This window comes from Microbacterium sp. Leaf436 (assembly GCF_001424715.1).
Taxonomy (GTDB): Bacteria; Actinomycetota; Actinomycetes; order Actinomycetales; family Microbacteriaceae; genus Microbacterium.
Genome location: NZ_LMRB01000003.1, coordinates 100,358 through 123,475 on the forward strand (window position 1 = coordinate 100,358; position 23,118 = coordinate 123,475).

Consider the following 23,118-nt stretch of genomic DNA (forward strand, 5'->3'; position numbering starts at 1 on the left):
CGTTGCATCCCCTCCGCTCGTCACCTCGCTCTCGCCGTTCCGCTGCTCGGCGACGTCGCTCGCGCACACCGCATGCGGGCGTCTCCCGGCAGCCGGCGCGCCCGGAAACGAGAACGGCGCCGACCCCCGGAGGGATCGGCGCCGTGTCGACGTGCGGGTCAGGCGACGGGGGCCGTCGGGGTTCCCGAGCTTCCGCTGCCGCGACGACGACGGCGGCGACGCGGGGCCGCGTTGCCGTCGTGGTGCTCCTTGCCGGCGCCGTCGTGCGTGCCGGCACCGCCCTCGGCGCGCGGGGTGCTCTCACCGGTGGACTCGCCCGATACGCCACCGCGACGGCGACGGCGCGGACCGCGCTCGCCCTCGGCATCCTGGCCCTCGGTCTTCTTCTCGACCTTGGGGACGACGGCCTTCGGGGCGGTCACGAGACGCCCCTTCGTGCCCACGGGGATGTCGAGGTCGGTGAACAGGTGCGGGCTCGATGAGTAGGTCTCGGTCGGCTCGGGCTGGCCGAACTCGAGCGCGCGGTTGATGAGCGCCCACTTGTGCAGGTCGTCCCAGTCGACGAACGTCACGGCGATGCCGGTCTTGCCCGCGCGGCCGGTGCGGCCCGCGCGGTGCAGGTAGGTCTTCTCGTCGTCGGGGATCGTGTGGTTGATCACGTGCGTGACGTCGTTGACGTCGATACCGCGCGCGGCGACATCGGTGGCGATCAGCACGTCGCGCTTACCGGCCTTGAACGCGGCCATCGAGCGCTCGCGCGCCTCCTGGCTCATGTCGCCGTGGACGGCGGCGGCGTTGAAGCCGCGATCGCCGAGCTCGTCGACGAGCTTCTGTGCGGCGCGCTTCGTGCGCGTGAAGATGACCGCCTTCTCGCGACCGTCCGACTGCAGGATCCGAGCGATGATCTCGTCTTTGTCGAGCGAGTGCGCGCGGTAGACGAGGTGCTTGATGTTGGCCTGGGTCAGACCCTCGTCGGGGTCGTTGGCGCGCATGTGGATCGGGTTCGACATGAACCGGCGCGCGAGGGCCACGATCGGGCCGGGCATGGTCGCCGAGAACAGCTGCGTGTGCCGCACGGGCGGGACCTTCGAGAAGATCTTCTCGATGTCGGCGAGGAAGCCGAGGTCGAGCATCTTGTCGGCCTCGTCGAGCACGACCTCGGTGGCGTTCGACAGGTCGAGCAGACGCTGGTTGGCGAGGTCGATCAGTCGACCGGGGGTGCCGACGACGATCTGCGCGCCGGCTTTGAGCTGGTCGATCTGGCCCTCGTAGGCCTTGCCGCCGTAGATCGCGACGACGCTGGTGGGGCGGTTGCTGGTGAGCATGTCCATGTCTTCGTAGACCTGGACGGCGAGCTCGCGGGTGGGCACGACGATGAGCGCCTTCACCCCGGGCTCGGGATTCAGACCGAGTCGCTGGACGACGGGGATGCCGAAACCGAACGTCTTGCCGGTACCGGTCTTGGCCTGGCCGATGATGTCCTGCCCCGGAAGGCCGAGGGGGATCGTCTGCTCCTGGATGGGGAAGGCATCGATGATGCCCTTGGATGCCAGGGCATCGACGATGTCCTGGTCGACACCGAGATCGGAGAATGTGGTCATGTGCGTGCCTGTTCCGGCGGTGAGAGACCGCCTGAGGAGTCGAATCCACGCCCTCACTCGTCCGCAGGCGCGGGGCCCCGATCCATCGCCGGGGCTCTTCCACTCTACCCGGCGTGTTTCGACGGCCCCCGACGCCTAGGCTGTAGGCGTGTTCGCGTGGTTTCGTCGTCGTCAGCGCCCCGTGGGCCGCACTCTGCAGCTGCGCTCGCGCGGAGACCTGGGCGAAGCCCTCCGCGTCGACTTCGCCGAGCTGGCGCCCGAGGTCGAGACCTTTCTCGGGCAGGCCGCGTACCTGCAGCTCGGCTTCTTCGAGACGCTCAGCGAACTGATCGCCTCGACGCCCGAGCTCGCCGAGAAAGAGTCCCTCTCACGCGCGGCCGGAGCGGCGCTCATCAAACACCAGGAGCTGGTGGGACTCATCCGCGAGCGCGGCGCCGACCCCACCCAGCTCATGCTGCCGTTCCGCGAGTCGCTCGACGCCTTCCGTCGCAACACGCACGGCGTGCGTCCGCAAGAGACGATGCTGACCGTGCACATCACCGCCGGCATGCTCGACGACTTCTACCTGGCCCTGTCGTCGAGCTACGGAGAGACCGGGCGACGTGTCGCCCGCATTTTGCAGGCCGACGACGACCGCCAGGCCATCGTCGAGATCCTCGGCGCCACGATCCAGAGCGACGAGGAGTGGCGTTGGCTGCTCGCACTGTGGGGGCGACGCCTGGTGGGCGACACCCTGCTGGTGGCTCGCGCCGGCCTGCGCAACGGTCACCTCGACCGCGACGAAGAGGCCAAGGTCGAACCGGTCTTCAGCGGCCTGATGGGGGCGCACGCGCGACGCATGGATGCCATGGGGCTCGCCGCGTAAGAAGCGGGCCACGGGCGGGCGGCGGTGCCGGTGCGCGCCATCGGGGTGGGCGAGGAGCGCGGTACCGCCCTCAGATGCCGAGCTCGGCGCGATCCGCCGCGTCGCGGTTCAGCCGCGCGCGCGAGATCACCGGCACCAGCGAGAACGTCGTCGCCACGGGAGCGAGGACGACGACCAGCCACAGCACGGGGGAGTCGATCCCCAGGCCCGCCCACGTGAGGGCGGTCCAGACGATCGCGGCCGACGCGGCGCCCGCGAACGGGGCGAGGGCCGCGCCGCGGAGCTGTCGATGCGGGAGCACGACGTGGGCGGCGAGGCCCACGACGGCCCCCACGATCAGACCGAGCAGGATCTGCACGGGGCGCTCTGTCAGGCGACGAAGCCGACGCGACGGGCCTCTTCGGTGCCGAACTCGACGAACGCGAGGTTCGCGGTCGGAACCAGGTACGTGTTGCCCTTCACATCGGTGAAGACGACGTGGCTGGCGGAGTTGTCGAGGGCGGCGGCGACCGCCGACTTGACGGCGTCCGAGCTCTCGTTCGTCTCGAAGTTCAGCTCGCGGCCGGTGTTGGTGATGCCGATACGGATCTCCACGATGCGTCCTTTCCCCGCGGGCCGCGGTCGGCCCGGCGCGTGCTTCCGACTCTAGGGCAGCCCTCCGACACCGCGTCCCGCGCGGGCCCCCGCTTCGCGGATGGCGAACGCGATGGCTCTGGAGCGGGCGGCCTCTCACGCGAGCGGCGCGGTGACAGGGCGCACGGGACCGCCGCTCGGGGAGGGGCGTCCCTCGAGGCGCCTCGTGGCAGGCCGGGCGCGGCCGGTGATGTCGGAGGTCGCCGTTAGCGTGGATGCCATGCAGATCTCCGCCGCGGCCGCGCTCGCCTCCGGGGTGTCCCGCGTCGACGGTCTCGCGGGTGGATCACCGGCGGCGATCGCCCTCGACCGGCTCGACGACGCGCAGCGCGCCGTGGTGCAGTGGCCGGCCGAGGCCAGCGGTGTGGTGGTCGGTGCCCCGGGCTCGGGCAAGACGTCGACGCTGCTGTCCCGCGTGCGCGTGCTCGTGGCATCCGGTGTCGACCCCGACGATCTGCTCGTGCTCACCCCCACGCGGCCGGCGGCGACGGCGCTGCGCGATCCGCTCGCCCTCGCGGTGGAACGGGCGACCTCGGGCGCGCTGGCGCGGTCGCTGGCGTCGTTCGCGTTCCACCTGGTGCGCGGAGCCGAGGTGCGTCGCGGTGCCGAACCACCCCAGCTGCTGACCGGCGGCGATGAGGACCAGATCATCCGCGACCTGCTCGACGGAGATGCGCTCGACGAAGCCGAGGGCGTCTCACGATGGCCGGAGTGGCTCGGCACCACCATCCGCGCGACGCGCGGTTTTCGCGGCGATCTGCGCGCGTTCCTCGCGGAGTGCACCGACCTGGGCCTCGACTCCGCTGCCCTCGTGCGTCTGGCCGAAGAGCACGAGCTCCCGGTGTGGGCCTCGCTCGCCTCGTTCGCCGACGAGTACCGCGCGGTGCGCGCGTCGATGCGCGGAGCGCACCGCGACGCCGCCGACCTGGCCCGCGAGGCCGTTTCCGTGCTCGGTGAGGCGCGCCGGGAGCGCGATCTGCTCGGGCGGTTCTCGTCGTTGCGCTGCGTCCTCGTCGACGACGCGCAAGAGCTCACCGCGGGCGGCATCGACCTGCTGCGCGCCTGCCGCGACCTCGGGATCGGTGTCGTCGCTTTCGGTGACCCCGACGTGGGCTCGGGCGCGTTCCGCGGCGCCACCCCCGAGAATTTCGCTCGGCTCGCGCGCGAGCTGGGCGCGACGGCCGCGCTGGGGGAGCCGCACCGCGGTACCCCCGAACACATCGACCTCGTGCGGCAGGTGGCGGCGCGGATCGGCGCGGCCGGGGTCGTGGCGCACCGCCGCGCCCCCGTCGGCGCGGCACCCACCGGAGCCGTGCGCACCTACCTGCTGCGCTCTCCCGCCGAAGAGGCCGACGCGATCGCGCGTCTGCTGCGCGAACGGCACGTGCTCGACGGGATTCCCTGGTCGCAGTGCGCGGTCATCGCGCACGACTCCCGCCAAGTGGCCACGCTCGAGGCCGAGCTCGCGGCGCGCGAGGTGCCGGCGCGCTCGAGCGGCCCGGGTCTGGCGCTCGGGGTGCAGCGTCCGGTGCGCGACCTGGTCGCGCTCGTCGAGCTGGGCATGCGTGACCCCGACGGGTGGGCGGCCGATGCCGTGACCGATGCGCTGCTGGGAACCTTCGGCGGCCTCGATCCCATCGAACTCCGGCGCCTTCGCACCGCGCTCCGCCACGACGAGCTGTCGGCGGGAGGATCCCGCACCGCGAGCGAGCTGCTGGTCTCGGGCGTGCGCTTCCCCCTCGAGCTCGAGACCGTCGACACCCGCGAGGGGCGACGTGCGGCTCGACTGGGCGAGACACTGGCGGCCCTGCGGGCGCAGACTCAGGAGAAGGCCACGGCGCACGAACTGCTCTGGACCGCGTGGGAGCGCAGTTCTCTGGCACGGGTCTGGCGCGAGGCCTCGCGGGGGCACGGTCCGCTCGCCGAGCAGGCCGATCGTGATCTCGACGCGATCGTCGCCCTCTTCCAGGCGGCCAAGCGGTTCACCGAACGCGAGCCCGACGGAGAAGCCGCCGTGTTCCTGCGTTCCGTGCTCGACAGTGACGTCGCCGAAGATCGCATCGAGCAGCCCGCCGTGACCGAGACGGTGCGCGTGCTCACGCCCGCCGCCGCGGCCGGCACCGCGTACGACACCGTGATCGTGGCCGGCGTGCAGGACGGTGTGTGGCCCAACACCCGGCTGCGCGGCGGTCTGCTCGAGACGTGGCGTCTCGCCGACGCGGTCCAGCAGCCCGACCTCCCCGTCTCGGGCATGCTCGACCGCCGCCGCGCCGCGATGCACGACGAGTTGCGACTGTTCGTGCGCGCGATCAGTCGAGCGAACGCGCGGCTCGTGGTCACGGCGGTCGACGACGACGACACCGGTCCGAGCGTGCTGTTCGAGATGCTCCCCACCCCCGAGCCCGCCTCGGCGATCCCCGAGCACCCCCTGTCGTTGCGCGGACTCGTCGCGCGTCATCGGCGTGCGCTCACCGTGCCGCGGGTTTCGCCGGGCGACCGCGCCCACGCCGCCGGCCAGCTCGCCGTCCTCGCGGCGGCGGGGGTGGCCGGTGCGGCCCCCGACGAGTGGTACGGCGTCGCCGCACCGACTTCGACCGCGCCGCTGCGCGACCTCACCCGCGAAGACGTGCGGGTCTCGCCGTCGCGCCTCCACGCCCTCGAAGAGTGCGAGCTCGACTGGGTCATCGCCGATCTGGGCGGTGACCGAGGCGGCACGACGGCGGGCATCGGCACGATCATCCATGCGGCGCTCGAGACCGCGGCATCCATCTCCGAGAGCGACCTGTGGGCCGTGGTCGACGAGCGCTGGGGCGAGTTGGTCTTCGACGCCGTATGGCGTGAGCGGGCGGAACGCACGCGCGCCCGGGAACTGGTGCGACGGCTCGCGACCTACCTTCGCCGGTTCGACGACGCGGGTGGGCGGCTGATCGGCGCCGAGCGGCACTTCGAGGTGCCCATCCCCCTCGACGACGCCGCGGAGCACCGCGCCGTGCTCAGCGGCGACATCGACCGCGTCGAGCTGACGCCGAGCGGCGAGGTGGTGATCGTCGACCTCAAGACGGGCAAGAACGAACCGCAGACCGACGCGAAGGTCGCCGACAACCCGCAGCTCGCCGCGTACCAGCTGGCGTTCTCGTCGGGTGCCATCGAGCCGGTCGCCGGCCTCGCCCCGGGAGGAGCGAAGCTGCTCGTGCTGCGCCCGACCGCGGCGACGAAAGAGTACGCCGAGCCGTTGCAGAAGCCGTTCGACGACGCGCAGCGTGCCGATTTCGTCAGCCGGGTGCAGCGCGCCGTCGGCGTGATGCGGGGCACGAGCTTCGCCGCGCCCTACGAGGTGCACTGCCGAGACGAGTTCTCGTACGGGTTGTGCCGCATCCACACGGTGTCGGCGGTGAGCGCCTCGTGAGCGCCACCGTCTCGGCGGCGGTCATCGCCGCGGCCCTCGGGCAGTTCCCGCCGACGTCGGAACAGACGTCGGTGATCGAAGCCCCGCTCGCCCCGGCGCTGGTGGTCGCGGGCGCCGGCAGCGGCAAGACCGAGACGATGGCCGGACGCGTGGTGTGGCTCGTCGCGAACGGCCTCGTCCGCCGCGACGAGGTCCTCGGACTCACCTTCACCCGCAAGGCCGCGGGTGAGCTCGCCGAGCGCATCCAGCGGCGGTTGCAGCGACTTGCCGAGTTCGAGGCGCGCGGACTGCTGCCCTTCCTCCCGGCCCTGCACGAGGCCGGTCGGCTCTCGGTGTTCGCCGACCTGGCGCCTCTCGACGGTGCCCGCGGCGATGCCGCTCGTCGCGAGGCGCTCGACGCGCTGGCCGCCGAGGTCGGTGCGCACGCCGACGACGCCCACGACGGCGACCAGCTGCTGCACCGGCCGACCGTCTCGACCTACAACAGCTTCGCCGACGGGATCGTGCGCGAGCACGGCGTGCGCATCGGCCGCGACGCCGAATCGGCGGTTCTGTCGGAGTCGGCGGCCTGGTTGCTCATGCGGCGCGTGGTGTTCGCCTCCGACGACCCGAGACTCGAGGAGCGACAGGAATCCCCGCGCACGTTGATCGACGCCGCCCTGCGCATCGCGCGCGACGGCGTCGACAACCTGGTCGACCTCGAGCGTCTCGCCGCGTTCCCCGACGAGTTCGCGCGCATCGTCGAGCGCCCCTCGACGTCGGCCCGCGTGAGCGTCTACAAAGAGGTGGGCGACGCCGCGGCGAAAGTGTCGGCGCTTTCGCTTCTCGCCGCCCTCGCCGCGGACTACGACCGCGAGAAGGCCCGCGTCGGGGTGATGGATTTCGCCGATCAGGTGGCGGGCGCGCTGCGCATCGCCCGGGAGCACCCGGCGGTGGTCGCCGAACTCCGCGCGCGCTATCGGGTCGTGCTCCTCGACGAGTACCAGGACACCTCGGTCGTGCAGACCGACCTGCTCGCGACGCTGTTCGGCGGGACCGGGGTCATGGCGGTCGGCGATCCCCACCAGGCCATCTACGGGTGGCGGGGCGCCAGCGCGGGCAACCTCGGCGGATTCCCCGCCGCTTTCGCCCCGGAGGGGGGATGCCGGCACTTCGCGCTGCTGACGAGTTGGCGCAACAGCGCGGCGGTGCTGCGGGCGGCCAACGCGGTCCTCGCCCCCCTCGCCGCGCGCGCGGCGGTAGAGGTGGGTGAACTCGCCCCGCGCCCCGGCGCGCCGGCAGGCGTCGTCGACGTGGTCTTCGAGAACGACCTCGACGCCGAAGCCGATCGCGTCGCGTCGTGGTTCGTCGGGGTCCGCGCCGCCCGCGCGGCCGAGGGACGCCCCACGACGGGCGCGATCCTCTTCCGCAGCAAGAAGCACATGGTGCGCTTCGGCGACGCGCTCGGTCGCCGCGGAATCCCTCATCGCATCCTGGGTCTCGGGGGGCTCCTCACCACCCCCGAGGTGGTCGACGTCGTCTCGGCCCTGCGGGTCATCAGCGACCCCGAGGCCGGATCGGCGCTGATCCGATTGCTGTCGGGCCCGCGGTGGGCCGTGGGCCTGGCCGATCTTCGCGCCCTGGCGCAGTTGGCACGACGCCTCGCCACGCATGACGTCGGCCTGCAGCCCCTCGCCCCCGAGGTCGTCGACCGACTGCGCTCCACGCCGGGGGCCGACCGGGCCTCGCTCGTCGACGCGCTCGACTTCCTCACGCGTCAGACCGACGGCCACGGTTGGCTGGCCGAGATCACCCCCGAGGGGCGCGCGCGGCTGCGCGACGCCGGTGCCGTGTTCGCGGCGCTCCGGCGCAGCGTCGGCGCACCGATCCCGGAGCTCCTGCGATTGATCGAGGTCGAGTTGCGTCTCGACATCGAGCTCGCCGCGAACGAATCACGCGGACCCGCCCGCATCGCCTCGGCGCAATTGCGCGCGTTCGTCGACGAGATCCGCGGCTTCCTCGCCGCCGACGAGTCGGGGTCGGTGTCGAGCCTGCTCGCGTGGCTCGATCACGCCGAGCAGGCCGACGAGTTCGCCCCGCGCACCGAGCCGCCCGAAGACGACGTGGTGCAACTGCTCACGATCCACGGCTCGAAAGGGCTCGAGTGGGATGCCGTCTCGGTGGTGCGCCTGGTCACCGACGAGCTCCCCTCGCTGGCACGCGACACGAAGGGATGGCTGGGGTTCGGCATCCTCCCCGCGGAGTTCCGTGGTGATTCCGCCTGGCTTCCCGTGTTCGGGTGGCGCGGTGCCGAGACGCAGCAAGACCTCAAGGCCGCCATCGACGCCTTCGTCGCCGACAACCGGGCGCGGCAACTCGACGAGGATCGCCGACTCGCCTACGTGGCCTTCACCCGCGCCCGCGACCATCTCATGCTGTCGGGATCGAGCTGGTCGGGGACGAAGCGCCCGCGCCGCCCGAGCGTGTTCCTCGACGAGGCGACCGAAGCGCTCGGCATCGACCTCGAGATCGGCGATCCGGGCGACGATCCGTACGACGGGGAGCGTCGTGTGCTGCACTGGCCGCTCGACCCGCTCGGGTCGCGTCGCACGGCCGTCTCGGCTGCCGCAGCCGCGGTGAACGCCGCGCGTACGTCGGGACCGGTCGATGCCGATCCCGACCTCGCATTGCTTCTCGCCGAGCGTGCCGACCGGTTGCGTCCGGCCCACACGCCCGCGCCCACGCGCATCCCCGCTTCTCGATTCAAGGATTTCGTCGCCGACTACGGCGAGGCGGTCGAGGCGCTCCGCCGGCCCCTCCCGGAGCGCCCCTACCGTCAGACGCGCCTGGGCACCCTGTTCCACGCCTGGGTCGAACAGCGATCGGGGTTGGTGGGCGCGGGGACCGGCCTCGACGACGACGCGCTGTGGGATGACGACGAGGCGGGCGCATCGGCCGCCGACGCGGCCGAACTCGAGCGCCTGCGCGCGTGTTTCGAGCGGTCGGAATGGGCGCCGCTGATGCCGCTCGAGGTCGAGACCGAGATCGACTTCGTCACGACGCGGCTCGACGGCCGCGAACACGTCGTCATCTGCAAACTCGACGCCGTCTACCGGCGCGGGGACCGCTACGAGATCGTCGACTGGAAGACCGGTCGTCCGCCGCGCACCGAGGCCGAACGCACCGCGCGCATGTTGCAGCTCGAGCTCTACCGCGAGGCGTATCACGCCAAGCACGGGATCGACCTCGACCGTATCGACGTCGCGCTGTTCTACGTCGGCGACGAGCTGGTGCTGCGCGGCTGAGGCGGCCTCGCGGAAGGGGCGCGCGTGTTGAGTGCGGCGCGGGCGGGTCGCTCACGTCGAGCGTTGCGCGAGCGGCTCACCCGCGTCGAGCGCGGTGCGGACCGGCGCGACGGCTGCGGCCCTGCGAGACGGGTGCGTCAGGCCCCGTCGCCCGAAACCCCCCAGCGGCGGAGGGCCGCACGGCTGGCGCGCGCAGCGTCTTCCTCATCATCGTGGTCGGTGTCGTCATGGTCGGTGTCGACGGCACCGCCCCGCAGCGCCGGCTCGTCGTGCCGAGCCCAGCCGGGGAGCGCGCCGTCGCCGTGTGCGGCGGCGGGTGAGACGTTCGCCTGCTCGTCGGCTCCCGCGTGCGCCTGTCCGGGCGCGGTGCCGGGCGTCCCGGTCCACCCGTCGAGATCGATCGGCTCGGTCGCGCCGGGCTCGGGTGAGGAGAACTCGTCCGTCGAGCTCGGGGCGGGCGGGGTGAACGAGAGGGCCCCCGTCTCGGCATCCGGATCCTGGTCGGCGGCGAGTGCGTCGGCGAGGGCCTCGGCCGCCGCGGCCCGATCGCGTTCGGCCGAGAGGTAGAGCGAGAGCGCCTCGGGGTCGTACGCGTCGGTCTGCATCGAGGTGTCGACCGACCCGGGCGCCGACATGGGGGGCACGCTCTCGACCAGGGCGAGGGCGTCGTCGATGTCGCTGCGCGAGTCGGGGACGATGTGGTCTCCGCGCACACCCTCGGCGAGGGCGTCGAGAAGGGCGACGGCGTCGGCGACGACGTCGGTTTCCCCCGCGTCGTGGCCGTGCACGAGCCAGCGCGCGAACTCCAGTTCGGCGTACAGGCGCGCGCGTTCGCGCAGCAGGGGGTCGGGGGAGCGCTCCGCACCGGAGGCGTAACCGGCGTAGACGTCATCGGTGGCCAGCGGGGCCGAGGCGAGCCAGCGCAGGTCGACCGCGGGGTCGCCCACGCTCAATCCCGCCCAGTCCAGCAGGCCGACGACGTGCGGCACGCCGTCGTCGTCGTCGGTGAGCAGGATCGACGAGCTCGTCGCGCCGCCGAGCACGACCGCCGCTTCGAACCGCCAGAGGTCGTCGACCTCGAGAGCGCGGCGCCAGCGCAGCATGAGGCCGTCGCTGACCCGGCCGGTGGCATCGGCGCGGTCGAGGAGGCGCCGGACGTCGTCGCGCGTCTGATCGGCGGAGCGCACGGGCAGGCCGTCGGTGCGCACGATCGACACGGGCAGGGCGTGCACGGCGGCCAGGGCAGCGCCGATCGCCGGTGCGTACCCCGGGCCCTTGGGCAGGTGCGCGGGGTCGATGCGATAGCCGTCGATGTGCCCGACCACGAGCACGCGCTGGGCGCCGGATCCGCTCTCGCCGGCGACCTCGGGGACCGCGAAGGGCAGCAGGGCACGCACACCAGGGGTGAGCGCGTGAAGCGCGCGCGCCTCGGCGGCGAGGTCGGCGCCGTCGTCGTCGCCGGCCGGCATACGCACGACGAGCTCCCGTCCGTCGTCGGTACGCGCCAGGGCGGTGTCGAACCTCCCGCCGGCGTTCTCGGTCAGGATGCTGACGCGGGTGATGGCGGTGCGCGGCAGTGCCGCCGTCGCCGACGCGGCTAAAATGAGGGGCGAGCGTGCCATGCCCCCAGGGTAGGTCGGGCCCTCGCCCACCCGCCCGCGCCACGCCCTTGAGAGAGGTGTTCGATGCCGCTTCCCGCGTCTTCGCCGCACGATCACACGCCGCACGGCCATACGATCGACTCGGCCTTCGACCGATCGGCGATCGAGCGGGATCGCGTCGATCTGCTCGACTCCCTCCGTGAGGCGGCCGATACGCGCGTGCTGGCCGTCCGACGTGATGCGGCGCCCGTCGCCGACGCTCACCTGCGACTGGTGAGCGTGCCCGAAATCGTCGACGCGCTCGAGTGGGCGTTCCTGGGCAGGACGGCCGACGGTGCGGGGGCGCTCCTGGCCGTGCTCGCCGACGACGCCGAGCTCGACGGCATCCCGGACGCCGCATGGATGGCGCTGCGCAGCGGGGGAGGCGATCTGCCCGCCGCCGAGGCCGAGGTGCTCACGACGGCCGTGGCTCTGGCCGGCTGGCTGCGCGATGCGCCGTTCTGCCCGGCCTGCGGCGCCCGCACCCTGCTCGGACAGGCCGGATGGTCGCGCCACTGCCCCTCGTGCGGCCGCCAGCACTTCCCCCGCACCGACCCGGCGGTGATCGTGCTGGTCACCGGCGGCGAGAACGACGACCGCGTGCTGCTCGGCGCGAACGCGGCCTGGGGTGGGGACCGGTATTCGTGCTTCGCGGGCTTCGGCGAGGCGGGGGAGTCGCTCGAAGAGACGGTGGAGCGCGAGGTCACCGAGGAATCGGGTGTGCGCCTGCGCGATATCGCGTATCGCGGCTCCCAGGCCTGGCCGTATCCGCGGTCGCTCATGCTGGGCTTCCGGGCCCGGGCCGTCGACGTCGACGAGGCCCGACCCGACGGCGACGAGATCGTCGAGGTGCGCTGGTTCGATCGCGGCGAGATCGCCGCCGCCCTGCGCGGCGAGGGATCGGTGCAGCTGCCCGGACCCGCCTCCATCGCCCGGCGTCTGATCGACGGCTGGGTTCGGGGCGACGCGTGACCGGCCCCCTCGACGGACTCGACGAGCACCAGCTGGAGGCGGCGCGCGCGCTGCGCGGACCGGTGTGCGTCCTCGCGGGCGCGGGGACCGGCAAGACCCGCGTCATCACCCGGCGTATCGCGCACGGCGTCGACACGGGCGCCTACTCGCCTCAGCGGGTCATGGCGGTCACCTTCACCTCGAAGGCGGCGGGCGAGATGCGGGGGCGGCTGCGGGCGCTCGGGGTGACGGGCGTCTCGGCGCGGACGTTCCACGCCGCGGCGTTGGCTCAGGTGAACTTCTTCTGGCCCACCCTCGCGGGCGACCAGGCACCCTCGATCATCGACAACAAGGTGCGCATGCTCGCGCACGCGGCCGACGGGGTGGGGCTGGCGCCCGACACGGCGACCCTGCGGGATGTGGCCGCCTCGATCGAGTGGCGCAAAGTGACCCTGCGCTCGGTCGAGCAGTACGCCGCGGAGCGCCCCGACGGGGTCGGTCGACTCGGGGTCGATCAGGTGGTCGCGTTGCAGCGGGCGTACGAGAAGCTCAAGGACGAGCGGCGTCAGATGGACTTCGAAGACGTGCTGCTCACCTGCGCGGGCATGATCGAGGCGGAGCCGCGGGTGGCCGCCGCCGTCCGCGAGCAGTACCGGCACTTCACCGTCGACGAGTATCAGGACGTCTCGCCCCTGCAGAACCGCCTGCTCGAGCTGTGGCTGGGCGACCGCCGCGACCTGTGCGTCGTCGGCGATGCCAGTCAGACGGTGTATTCGTTCACCGGGGCCGATGCCCGCTACCTGCTCGACTTCGAGCGGACCCACGACGACGCGCGCGTGGTGCGCCTGGAACGCAACTATCGCTCCAGTGCGCCGGTGCTGGCCGTCGCGAACGACCTCATGCGCGGCCGCGCGGGCGCCCTCGAACTGGTCGCCGCCCGCGACGACGAGGCCGTCGTCCCCACCGTCCGCGGGTTCGACGATGACGAAGCCGAGGCCACGGCCGTGGCCCGATCCATCGCCGATTCGATGAAGCGCGGCGTCGATCCGCACGACATCGCCGTGCTGTACCGCTCGCACGCGCAGTCGGCGGCGCTGCTGTCGGCGCTGTCGGCGGTGGGGGTGGCGGCATCCGTCCTGGGCGGGCGCAAGTTCTTCGACCTCCCCGAGGTGCGGCAGGCGCTCATGGCCCTGCGAGCGGCGTCGGTGGCGCCGCTGGAGACGGGCTTCCACGCGACGGTCCGTGACGTTCTGCGCGGCATGGGGCTCACCGACGATCCCCCCGAGGCCGGGGGCGCCCTCCGCGAAGCGTGGGAGGCACGGGCGGCGCTGCTGCGCCTGGCCGAAGAGGCCCCGAACGATATGGACCTCCGTGCGTTCACCGACGACCTGCAGGCGCGCGCGCGTGACCAGCACGAGCCGACGACGCGCACGGTGACGCTGGCGACGCTGCACGCGGCCAAGGGTCTGGAATGGGATCACGTCTACCTCGTGGGGGTGAGCGAGGGCCTGCTGCCGATCTCGTACGCGAAGACCTTCGAGGCCGTCGACGAAGAACGTCGACTCGCCTACGTCGGGGTCACCCGTGCCGCGCGCACGCTCTCGGTCAGCTGGGCACGGGGACGCGGCCGGATGGAACGCTCGCCGTCGAGGTTCCTTCGAGAGATCGGCAGTGGCAGTCTGCACTCGGTCGATGCAGCTGCCAGACCCGCCGGAACGAATCGACGCGCAGCCGCACCGACCGTGTCGTCTCGGCGATCGGCGAGCTGAGTAGCGAGCGCGCCGCGCGTCCGGCCTCGGCAGCCAGCGCCGCGTCGACGTCGGGTCTGGGCCGCGCGAGCAACTGCGCGGCGAGCGTCGGCCATTGCTCGTCGTGGTGGCGGGTCACCGCGTCGAGGCACGCGAGGCACGCGGTGCGCCCGGGGGAGACGACGGGGCCGACGGTGGCGCTCGCACCGTCGAGCGCGAGCGGCAGATGCACGACGTCGTCGCGCACGTACATCGCCGCGCGGCGGGGATCGACACGGTGCGACGCGAGCACGACGACCCGCGTCCCCCGGGGGACGGGCTCGGTCACGCGCCCCGCCCAGGCGATCAGGCGCGTGCGGGGCGGGAGCGCCGCGAGCACCGCCTGCACCGCCCGTGCGGACAGGTCGTCGCCGGCCTGGAGCACGAACGGCGCGTGACGCCCAGCGCGGCGCAACGCCGGCGAGACCTGCGCGAGCAGGGCGTCGGCATCGCGATCGGTTCCGCCGTGCACACGCGTCAGGGCGCGCAGGGCCGGGGTCGTCGTGCCCTCTTCGAGGGCGGCGACGCAGGCGTCGACCCAGGCGTCGGCGCGGGGGATGCGCGCGATCGCCGGAGCGCCGAACTGCACGCTGCCGTCGGGGCGCCAGAGCGGGGGAGCGGAGGGGTCGAGTCTGATCATCGCCCGAGCATGACGCAGGGGTTGACCCCGGATGCCGTTATCCCCAGCCATCCTCGCCGGATTGCGCGTGGGGAGGACGGGACGGGGAACCGATGCCCGGGTCGGCGCGACGGCCGACCCGAGCCGACCGATCAGACGGGGCGCTGGTCGCCCGGGGTGCCGTCGTCGTCGCGCCGGTCGTCGCCGGGGAGCACATCGCCCGGGAGCACGTCGCCGGGGAGGGCCTCGTCCGCCGAGGAATCGGCATCCGTCGCGCCATCGCGGCCGTCGCCACTGGTCTCTTCGGCGATGAGCTGGGCGAGAGCGTCGTCCATGGCATCCGAGGGAGCCGCTTCGCCCCGTGATGCGGCGGTCAGACGGGCGATGAGGGCGGCGGGGTCGTCGATGTCGTCGGCCGACGGCATGAGGTCGGGGTAGTCCCACAGTGCGTCGCGTCCGGCGACGCCCACGGCGTCAGTGACGGAGCGCCACATCGCGGCGGCCTCGCGCATGCGACGCGGACGCAGCTCGAGACCGACGAGCGAACCGAGCGCCTGCTCGGCGGGCCCGCCCACGGCACGGCGTCGACGCACGGCCTCGGCGATGCGCGCGGCCGACGGGAGGCGCGAGGTGGCGTCTTCGGTGACGACGTCGACCCAGCCCTCGATCGTCGCCAGGAGGTTCTCGAGACGCGTCAACGCCGCTGTCTGCTCCTCGGAGCGCGCCGGCAGCAGCGCGCCGCTCTCGAGCGCGCCGCGCAGCTCTTCGGGCTGCGACGGATCGAAGCGCGAGGCGAGGTCTTCGAGGGCGTCGGTGTCGACGCGGATGCCGTGGGCGAAGTCGCGCACCTGCGCGATGACGTGCAGCCGCAGCCACCGGGCGTGCCGGAAGAGGCGGGCGTGCGCGAGCTCGCGCGTGGCGAGGTACAGCGCGAGCTGGTCGTCGGGGATCTCGAGATCGCGACCGAAGTCCGCGAAGTTCTGCGGCAGGATCGCCGCGTCGCCCTCGGGCATGACCGGGATGCCGACATCGCCGCCGCCGACGACCTCGGTCGACAGGCGACCGACGACGTGCCCGAGCTGGGTGGCGAAGAGCGAACCGCCGACCGTGCGCATGAGCCGCCCGGCGCCCGCGATCATCTCTTGCATGTCGTCGGGTGCCTGCTGGCCGAGGGCCTCGGTCAGCGCGTCGGCGATGCTGGTCGCGACGGGTTCGGCGAGCTCCTGCCAGAGGGGCAGGGTCGCGCTCACCCAGGCGCCGCGGGTGACCACGCGCGGGGGACGCGGAAGGTCCGAGATCGTCGTCGCCTCGCCGAGCCAGAGACCGGCGAGCGTGAACGCCTGGTCGATGTCGGTGCGCTGGCCCGTCGACACGCCGAGGCCGTCCTGGTTGGCGATGTGCAGGGCCTGGCGTTCGGCGAGGCTCCAGTCGACGCCCTCCTGCGTGCCGGCGAAAGCGCCCTGCAGTTGGTTCATCACCTGCTGCAGCATGGCCGGATCGATCTGCATGCCCGACAGGCGCGACAGCTGCTCGGGGTCGATGCCGCTGGTGTCGCCCGACATGAGGCGACGCATGAGTTCCTGGAACTCTTCTTCGGGGCTCCGGTCGTCGGCGCCTCGGTCGTCGTCTGCCACTTCAGCCGCCTTTCAGCCGGGTCATCGGGATCACGACCTACGCTAGTCGCACGCTTCCCCGCTTCCCCCGGCACGGCTCCTCGCCGCTTACGCCGCGCGCGAACGACCCGGCAAAGGATTGAGACCGTGACCCTGTTCGACGACAACGCCTCCGTCGTGCCCGCATCGCCGCAGCGGTGGCGGCGCAGCACCGTCGCGGGCCTGTGGTCGCTCGCGATCGCCGTGATCCTGCTGTTCGTGATGACCTTCCTGCCGTCGGCGTACGTCATCCAGCAGCCCGGACCCGTGTTCGACACCCTCGGCACCTCGACCAACGCCGAGGGCGAGGAGGTGCCGCTGATCAGCGTGCCCGACGAGGACGACGACACCTCCACCGGTCAGCTCGACCTGCTCACCGTGCAGGTCAGCGGCAACCGCGAGCGCACACCGTCGTGGATCGAGCTCGCGCTGGCCTGGTTCGACCGCTCGCGCGCCGTGGTGCCGATCGACCGCATCTTCCCCGCCGGGCAGACGACCGAGCAGCGCAACACCGAGAACGCCGCCCTCATGACCGACTCGCAGGTCGAGTCCTCGGCCGCGGCGCTGCGGGCGCTGGGCTACGACGTGCCGCAGCAGATCGCCGTCGCGACGGTCGATGACTCGGGTGCGGCGGCCGGCCTGCTGCAGCAGAACGACGTCCTCACCACGGTCGACGGCGTCGCGGCGCCGAACGTCGACGCCGTGCGCGCGGCGGTGCAGGCAGCCGCCGGTGCGCCGGTGACGATCGGCTACGAGCGCGACGGCGCAGCCGGGACGGTCGAGATCACCCCGCGCCAGACCGACGTCAACGGTCAGCAGCAGTACCTGCTGGGCGTCGGCCTCATGCTCTCGTTCGACCTCCCCGTCGACGTCAAGATCCAGCTGAACGACGTGGGCGGCCCGAGCGCCGGCATGATGTTCGCCCTCGGCATCATCGACAAGATGTCCCCGGGCGACCTCACGGGCGGACAGCACATCGCCGGCACCGGCACGATCGACGCCGACGGCAACGTGGGCCCCATCGGCGGCATCCGACAGAAGCTCTACGGAGCACGGGATGCCGGGGCCACCTGGTTCCTCGCACCCGCGGCGAACTGCAACGAGGTCGTCGGCCACGTGCCCGACGGCATCCGGGTGTTCTCGACCTCGACGCTCCAGGAGTCGCTCACGGTGCTCCAGACGATCCGCGACGGAGGCGATCTCGACGCCCTCCCGACGTGTGGTTCGGGATCGTAGCATTCACGGCGTACCCCGAGAAGGGCGCGCCTAGGATGGGGGAGTGACCACGACCTCAGCGCCGAACCAGGCCACGCCCCCGAACCGCTCACGACGGATCATCTCGATCACCCTGGCGGTGATCGCAGCTCTCCTCGTCGCCTTCTTCGTCTTCGCGAACCTGTACTCCGATTGGCTGTGGTTCGCCCAGCTCGGCTTCACGGAGGTGCTGACCACCCAGTGGATCGGGCGCACCGTGATGTTCGTCGTGGGCTTCCTCGCGATGGCGGTGCCTGTGTGGGGCGTCATCCAGCTCGCTTACCGACTCCGCCCCGTCTACGCGCGTCTGAGCTCGCAGCTCGACCGCTACCAGGAGGTCGTCGAGCCGCTGCGCCGCCTGGCGATGTGGGGCATCCCGATCTTCTTCGGCTTCTTCGCAGGCTTCGCGGCATCCGCCCAGTGGGAGACCACCTGGCTGTGGTTCAACGGGGTCGCCACCTCGGTCACCGATCCCCAGTTCGGCCTCGACACCGGCTTCTACCTGTTCGGGATGCCGTTCTACGCGGCCGCGCTCGGCTTCGCCTCGGCCGTCGTGCTCGTCAGCCTGCTGCTCACCGCCGTGGTGTCGTACCTCTACGGCTCGGTGCGGGTCGGTCAGCGCGAACTGCGCATCTCGAAGGCCGCGCGCATCCAGCTCGCGATCCTCGCCGGTGTCTACCTGTTGCTGCAGGGTGCGAGCCTCTGGCTCGACCGCTTCCGCACGCTCGTCGAGCCGTCGGAGCGCATCACCGGACCGGGCTACGTCGGTGCCAACGCCGTCATCCCCGGACAGACGATCCTGGCGATCGCGGCGGTCATCGTCGCGGCGGCGTTCTTCGTCACGGCTTTCATCGGCCGCTGGCGCTACCCGCTCATCGCCACCGCGCTGCTGGTCGTCTCGGCGATCGTCGTCGGTGCCGCGATCCCGTGGGCGGTGAACACCTTCCAGGTGCGCCCGAACGAGCTCGCCCTCGAGAGCCAGTACTACCAACGCAACCTCGACGGGACGAAGGCCGCGTACGGCATCGACGGTGTCGAGAAAGAAGACTTCCAGGCCGAGACGCAGGCCCAGGCCGGTCAGCTGCGCAACGACGCCGAGTCCACCGCGCAGCTGCGCATCATGGACCCCGCGATCATCGGCCCCACCGTGCGTCAGCTCGAGCAGTACCGCGCGTACTACCAGTTCAACACCCCGCTCGACGTCGACCGGTACACGATCGACGGCCAGACGCAGGACACCGTCGTGTCGCTGCGCGAGCTGAACATCGGTCAGCTGGGCGATGCCGCATCGTGGCAGAACACGACCCTCGTCTACACCCACGGCTACGGCATGGTGGCGGCAGCGGGCAACGAGCGCACCGCCGACGGCGACCCGGTCTTCCTCGAGCAGGCCATCCCCGGCACCGGTTTCCTCACCGACCTCAAGTACGAGCCGCGCGTGTACTTCGGCGAGCAGTCGCCGGCGTACTCGATCGTGGGCGGAGAAGAGGGCGGCGAGCAGATCGAGCTCGACTACCCGCTGGGTGCCGACGGGGGCAGCGAGACCCGCACGACCTTCGCCGGCGACGGCGGACCGAGCGTCGGCAACGTGTTCAACCGGCTCATCTACGCGCTGAAGTTCCAGTCCGAGCAGATCCTGTTCTCGGACTACGTCAACTCCGAGTCGCAGATCCTGTACGACCGCAACCCGAAGGAGCGCGTGCAAAAGCTCGCGCCCTACCTGACCCTCGACAGCGACCCGTACCCCACGGTCGTCGACGGACGCATCAAGTGGGTCATCGACGGCTACACCACGAGCGCGAACTACCCGTACTCGTCGGGCGTGTCGCTGTCGCAGGCCATCGCGGACTCGAACAACCCGGCCCCCACCTACGCGCTGGATGACATCAACTACATCCGCAACTCGGTGAAGGCCACGGTCGACGCCTACGACGGTTCCGTGAGCCTCTACGCCTGGGACGACGAAGACCCGCTGCTCAAGGCGTGGCAGAACATCTACCCCACGACGATCAAGCCGTGGACCGACATGTCCGCCGATCTCATGAGCCACGTGCGGTATCCCACCGACCTCATGAAGGTGCAGCGCTCGATGCTCGGCGTCTACCACGTCGACGACGCGCGCTCCTTCTTCCAGCAGGACAACCGGTGGACGACGCCGAACGACCCGCAGGACCCGGCCGCCTTCCAGCCGCCGTACTACCTGACGATGAAGATGCCGAGCCAGGACGACCCGTCGTACTCGATGTTCACGAGCTTCATCCCTGCCTCGCAGGGCGGGCAGGCTCGAAACGTGTTGACGGGCTACCTCGCCGTCGACTCGAACGCGGGCGATCAGAAGGGGACGAAGCGCGAGGACTACGGCCGATTGCGCATGCTGGTGATCGATTCGTCGACCACGGTGCCCGGACCCGGACAGGTGCAGAACACGTTCGACTCCGACACCAACGTGTCGTCGCAGATCAACATCCTGAAACAGGGACAGTCGCAGGTGCTCAACGGCAACCTGCTGACCCTCCCGGTCGGCGGCGGTCTGCTCTACGTGCAGCCGGTGTTCGTGCAGTCGTCGGGCGACACCAAGCTCCCGCAGCTGCGGCGAGTCCTCGTGGCGTTCGGTAACAAGATCGCGTTCGAGAACACCCTGAGCGAAGCGCTCGACACCCTGTTCGGCGGCGACTCCGGAGCCAACACCGGCGACGAGACGGTCACCCCGACCGACCAGGGCGACGGCACCGGGAACACCGGGGGCACCACCCCGACGGTCCCGGCCGGCGACTACGCGGCCGCGTTGGCCGAGGCACGCAGCGCCCTCGAAGCGCGTCAGTCGGCGTTGACGAGCGGAGACCTCGCGGCCTTCGCGACGCAGGACGCCCGCCTCACCGCGGCCGTCCAGCGCCTGCTCGACCTCGAGAGCGAAGGCCAGGGCGGCACGGTGTCGCTCGACCCGTCGGCGACCCCGACCCCCGAGGCCACTCCCGCGGGCTGATTCCGCTCACCGACGCCGGCGCTCCGCTCACGCGGGGCGCCGGCGTCGTCGTTGCCGCCGCGGATCCCCGTTGAGTGTCCACGACACGCCGTGTCGCCCCGGGCCGGGACGGCGCGTCTTGGACACTCGACGGTGGGGTGCTGGCATCCCGGGCCCGTCCATGTGCGGTGACGGCCGCGACGCCGCGCTCACCGTGCCGCGCTCACCGCGGCGCCCACCCTGTTGAGTGTCCACGACACGCCGCGTTACCTCGGCCCGCGACGGCGTGTCTCGGACACTCAACGGTGGGGTGCCGGCATCCCGCGCCCGCCCGTGCGCGGTGACGGTCGCGCTGCCGACCGCGACGCCGCGCTCCCCGCGCCGCGCGCCCCGCGCTGCCCACCCCGTCGAGTGTCCACGACACGCCGCGTCGCCCCGGCCCGCAACGGCGTGTCTCGGACACTCGACGGTGGGGTGCCGGCATCCCGCGCCCGTTCGTGCGCGCTGCCGACCGCGACGCCACGCTCACCGCGCCGCGCTGCCCACCCCGTCGAGTGTCCGAGACACGCCGCATCACCCCGGCCCGCAACGGCGTGTCTCGGACACTCAACGGTGGGGTGCTGGCATCCCGCGCCCGTTCGTGCGCGGTGACAGCCGCCCTGCCGACCCCGACGCCACGCTGACCGCTCCCCGCGTCGCGCTCACCGCCCCCGCCCACCCCGCCGAGTGTCCACGACACGCCGCATTGCCCCGCGCCGCAACGGCGTGTCTCGGACACTCAACGGTGGGGATGCCGCCACCCCCGCACCCGTTCGCGCGCGCGGACGGACGCGCGGGCCGAGCGCGGCGCCCGCGACGCGTCAGGCGCTCAGGAACCACCACCAGATCAGGAGCATCGTCGTGCCGAAGCCGGCGATCTGGTTGAGCCAGAGGAAGCGGTTCCATCCGGCGGTGGCGCGGTCGCTCTCGGCGTCGGTGACGTTGCGATACGGCCAGCAGACGACGAGGTACGGGATGACGAGCACGGCGGCCAGCGGCCCCGGCCACGCGGTGAGCAGCATGGCGACTCCGGCCAGGGCGTAGGCGACGAGGGCGAAGCGCACGGTCCAGCGGGCGCCGCGCGCCGTGGCGATCGACGAGATGTCGGCGGCGCGGTCGGCTTCGACGTCCTGCACGGCGCCGAAGGCGTGCGACGCGATGCCCCACAACGCGAAGGCGACCAGCACGGCGACGAGCTGCCAGGTCCACGTCGCCCCGGCGAGTACGAGGCCGTACACGGCGGGGGAGAAGAAGTGGATGCTGCTCGTCATCGAGTCGGCGAACGGGCGCTCCTTCAGCCGCAGGGGAGGGGCGGAGTAGAACACGACGAAGAACAGGCTGATGGCCAGAACGAGCCACGACAGCGGCGATCCGATGGCGACGAGGTACACCACGAACGGCACGCACGACAGCGCCGAGGCCCACAGGGTGATGCGGTGCATGCGCTTGTCGAGCACGGCGCCGTGGGTGCCGCCCTTGCGCGGGTTGCGCAGGTCGGACTCGTAGTCGAAGACGTCGTTCACCCCGTACATCGCGAGGTTGTACGGCACGAGGAAGAAGATCGCGCCGACGATGAGCGGGGCGTCGATCTGCCGGGTCGTGAGCAGGTACGCCGCGGCGAAGGGGAAGGCGGTGTTGATCCAGCTCACCGGCCGTGAGGACACGAACAGCTCGCGCAGCACGCGCGCGGGGGTGAGGGCGGCGGGGGTGGTCATGCGGGGTCCTTCCGCGACGAACGCGAGGGTGAGGGCTGCGGCGACGGAGACCGCGACGAAAGCAGGGTGTACACCGCGGGCACGAGGAACGCGGCGCACAGCGGGTACGCGAAGTCCTCGATCGGGGCGAGGCCGAGACGCAGCCCGCTCAGGTGCTCCTCGGGGTATGAGAACAGGTCGACGGCGATCATGAGGTTGTCGAACACGAGGGTGAGACCCGCCAGGACAAGGGCGGTGAGCCCCGACGAGACCATGCGCTCGGCGAAACGCGGACGCCGGAGTGTGGCGAGCGTCACGAGGACCGTGACGATCACGAACGGCAACACGATCAGCGGGTACGTCACGTCCGCTCCCCGGGCGCCCCCGCGGGGTGCCGCGCCGAGACGCCGAGCCCCCGTCGCCGCGCCGCGCGCCGCTCGAACACCGCGAACATCACGATCGACAGGTAGCTGAGGAACAGCAGGAAGAAGACTTCCTCGAGGGGCAGGTGAGGGGCGACCATGACCCCGACGAACAGCGGGCTCTCGCCCTTGACGAACACTCCGGTGACGATGCCGACGACGTCCCAGACGAGGAAGAACGCCGTCGACAGCAATACCGCGGCACTGGTGCGCACCGGGGCGACGCGCAGGGCCAGACCGAACTTCAGATCGATCGCGATCATGCCGGCAAATGAGAAGAGGATCGCGCCCAGGTAGATCCCCGGCACC

The 23,118-nt window shown here is 71.8% G+C and carries 15 protein-coding genes; 7 read left to right on the forward strand and 8 right to left on the reverse strand.

Annotated features, from left to right (window positions below):
• Nucleotides 1-158: 158 nt before the first annotated feature.
• Nucleotides 159-1,601 carry a DEAD/DEAH box helicase gene (locus ASG45_RS09400; protein WP_055836260.1) on the reverse strand — a complete coding sequence of 481 codons (1,443 nt, stop codon included), beginning with the start codon at nt 1,599-1,601 and terminating at the stop codon, nt 159-161.
• A 148-nt stretch (nt 1,602-1,749) separates the two neighbouring features.
• Here ASG45_RS09400 and ASG45_RS09405 point away from each other — a divergent pair, with 148 nt between their 5' ends.
• Nucleotides 1,750-2,466 (forward strand): ferritin-like fold-containing protein, encoded by a 717-nt coding sequence (locus tag ASG45_RS09405; RefSeq protein WP_055836262.1) that lies wholly within the window; start codon nt 1,750-1,752, stop codon nt 2,464-2,466.
• Between the two features lie 70 nt (nt 2,467-2,536).
• Here ASG45_RS09405 and ASG45_RS09410 read toward each other — a convergent pair whose 3' ends face one another.
• Complete coding sequence (locus ASG45_RS09410; protein ID WP_055836266.1) at nt 2,537-2,824, reverse strand: hypothetical protein; 288 nt, start codon at nt 2,822-2,824, stop codon at nt 2,537-2,539.
• Between the two features lie 11 nt (nt 2,825-2,835).
• Nucleotides 2,836-3,060 carry a DUF3107 domain-containing protein gene (locus ASG45_RS09415; RefSeq protein WP_055836269.1) on the reverse strand — a complete coding sequence of 75 codons (225 nt, stop codon included), beginning with the start codon at nt 3,058-3,060 and terminating at the stop codon, nt 2,836-2,838.
• A gap of 259 nt (nt 3,061-3,319) precedes the next feature.
• Here ASG45_RS09415 and ASG45_RS09420 point away from each other — a divergent pair, with 259 nt between their 5' ends.
• Both ASG45_RS09420 and ASG45_RS09425 read left to right on the forward strand, forming a co-directional pair.
• Entirely contained in the window at nt 3,320-6,505 is a 3,186-nt protein-coding gene (locus tag ASG45_RS09420; protein ID WP_082516549.1) for an ATP-dependent helicase, read from the forward strand.
• The gene (locus ASG45_RS09425) at nt 6,502-9,789 is read left to right on the forward strand and encodes an ATP-dependent DNA helicase (RefSeq protein ID WP_055837831.1); all 3,288 of its coding nucleotides are present in this window, start codon (nt 6,502-6,504) and stop codon (nt 9,787-9,789) included. The genes ASG45_RS09420 and ASG45_RS09425 overlap by 4 nt, the downstream gene beginning before the upstream one ends.
• Nucleotides 9,790-9,926: 137 nt before the next feature.
• Here the strand turns inward: ASG45_RS09425 and ASG45_RS09430 are convergent, their stop codons facing one another.
• Nucleotides 9,927-11,411 carry a phosphotransferase gene (locus ASG45_RS09430; protein WP_055836272.1) on the reverse strand — a complete coding sequence of 495 codons (1,485 nt, stop codon included), beginning with the start codon at nt 11,409-11,411 and terminating at the stop codon, nt 9,927-9,929.
• A 63-nt stretch (nt 11,412-11,474) separates the two neighbouring features.
• Between ASG45_RS09430 and nudC the strand changes: the two genes are divergently transcribed.
• Complete coding sequence (gene nudC / locus ASG45_RS09435) at nt 11,475-12,401, forward strand: NAD(+) diphosphatase (RefSeq protein ID WP_082516550.1); 927 nt, start codon at nt 11,475-11,477, stop codon at nt 12,399-12,401.
• The gene (locus ASG45_RS09440; protein ID WP_055836276.1) at nt 12,398-14,149 is read left to right on the forward strand and encodes an ATP-dependent helicase; all 1,752 of its coding nucleotides are present in this window, start codon (nt 12,398-12,400) and stop codon (nt 14,147-14,149) included. The genes nudC and ASG45_RS09440 overlap by 4 nt, the downstream gene beginning before the upstream one ends.
• Before the next feature lie 789 nt (nt 14,150-14,938).
• On the opposite strand, the gene ASG45_RS09445 is transcribed toward ASG45_RS09440, so the two are convergent.
• A complete protein-coding gene (locus ASG45_RS09445) occupies nt 14,939-16,360 on the reverse strand; it encodes a zinc-dependent metalloprotease (protein ID WP_235561611.1) in 1,422 nt (473 codons plus the stop codon).
• 186 nt (nt 16,361-16,546) lie between these two features.
• Here ASG45_RS09445 and ASG45_RS09450 point away from each other — a divergent pair, with 186 nt between their 5' ends.
• Together ASG45_RS09450 and ASG45_RS09455 are read left to right on the forward strand one after the other, a co-directional pair.
• A complete protein-coding gene (locus ASG45_RS09450) occupies nt 16,547-17,674 on the forward strand; it encodes a YlbL family protein (protein WP_055836282.1) in 1,128 nt (375 codons plus the stop codon).
• Nucleotides 17,675-17,717: 43 nt separating this feature from the next.
• A complete protein-coding gene (locus ASG45_RS09455) occupies nt 17,718-20,675 on the forward strand; it encodes a UPF0182 family membrane protein (RefSeq protein ID WP_082516551.1) in 2,958 nt (985 codons plus the stop codon).
• An 839-nt stretch (nt 20,676-21,514) separates the two neighbouring features.
• Here ASG45_RS09455 and ASG45_RS09460 read toward each other — a convergent pair.
• The 3 genes from ASG45_RS09460 to ASG45_RS09470 are packed head-to-tail and all read right to left on the reverse strand — an operon-like array spanning nt 21,515 to nt 23,117.
• Complete coding sequence (locus ASG45_RS09460) at nt 21,515-22,408, reverse strand: prenyltransferase (RefSeq protein ID WP_055836285.1); 894 nt, start codon at nt 22,406-22,408, stop codon at nt 21,515-21,517.
• Nucleotides 22,405-22,752: a lycopene cyclase domain-containing protein gene (locus ASG45_RS09465; protein WP_055836287.1), complete on the reverse strand. Its 348-nt coding sequence runs from the start codon at nt 22,750-22,752 to the stop codon at nt 22,405-22,407. Before ASG45_RS09465 ends, ASG45_RS09460 begins: the two co-directional genes overlap by 4 nt.
• Complete coding sequence (locus ASG45_RS09470; protein ID WP_055836290.1) at nt 22,749-23,117, reverse strand: lycopene cyclase domain-containing protein; 369 nt, start codon at nt 23,115-23,117, stop codon at nt 22,749-22,751. Before ASG45_RS09470 ends, ASG45_RS09465 begins: the two co-directional genes overlap by 4 nt.
• Between the last annotated feature and the right edge of the window lies 1 nt (nt 23,118).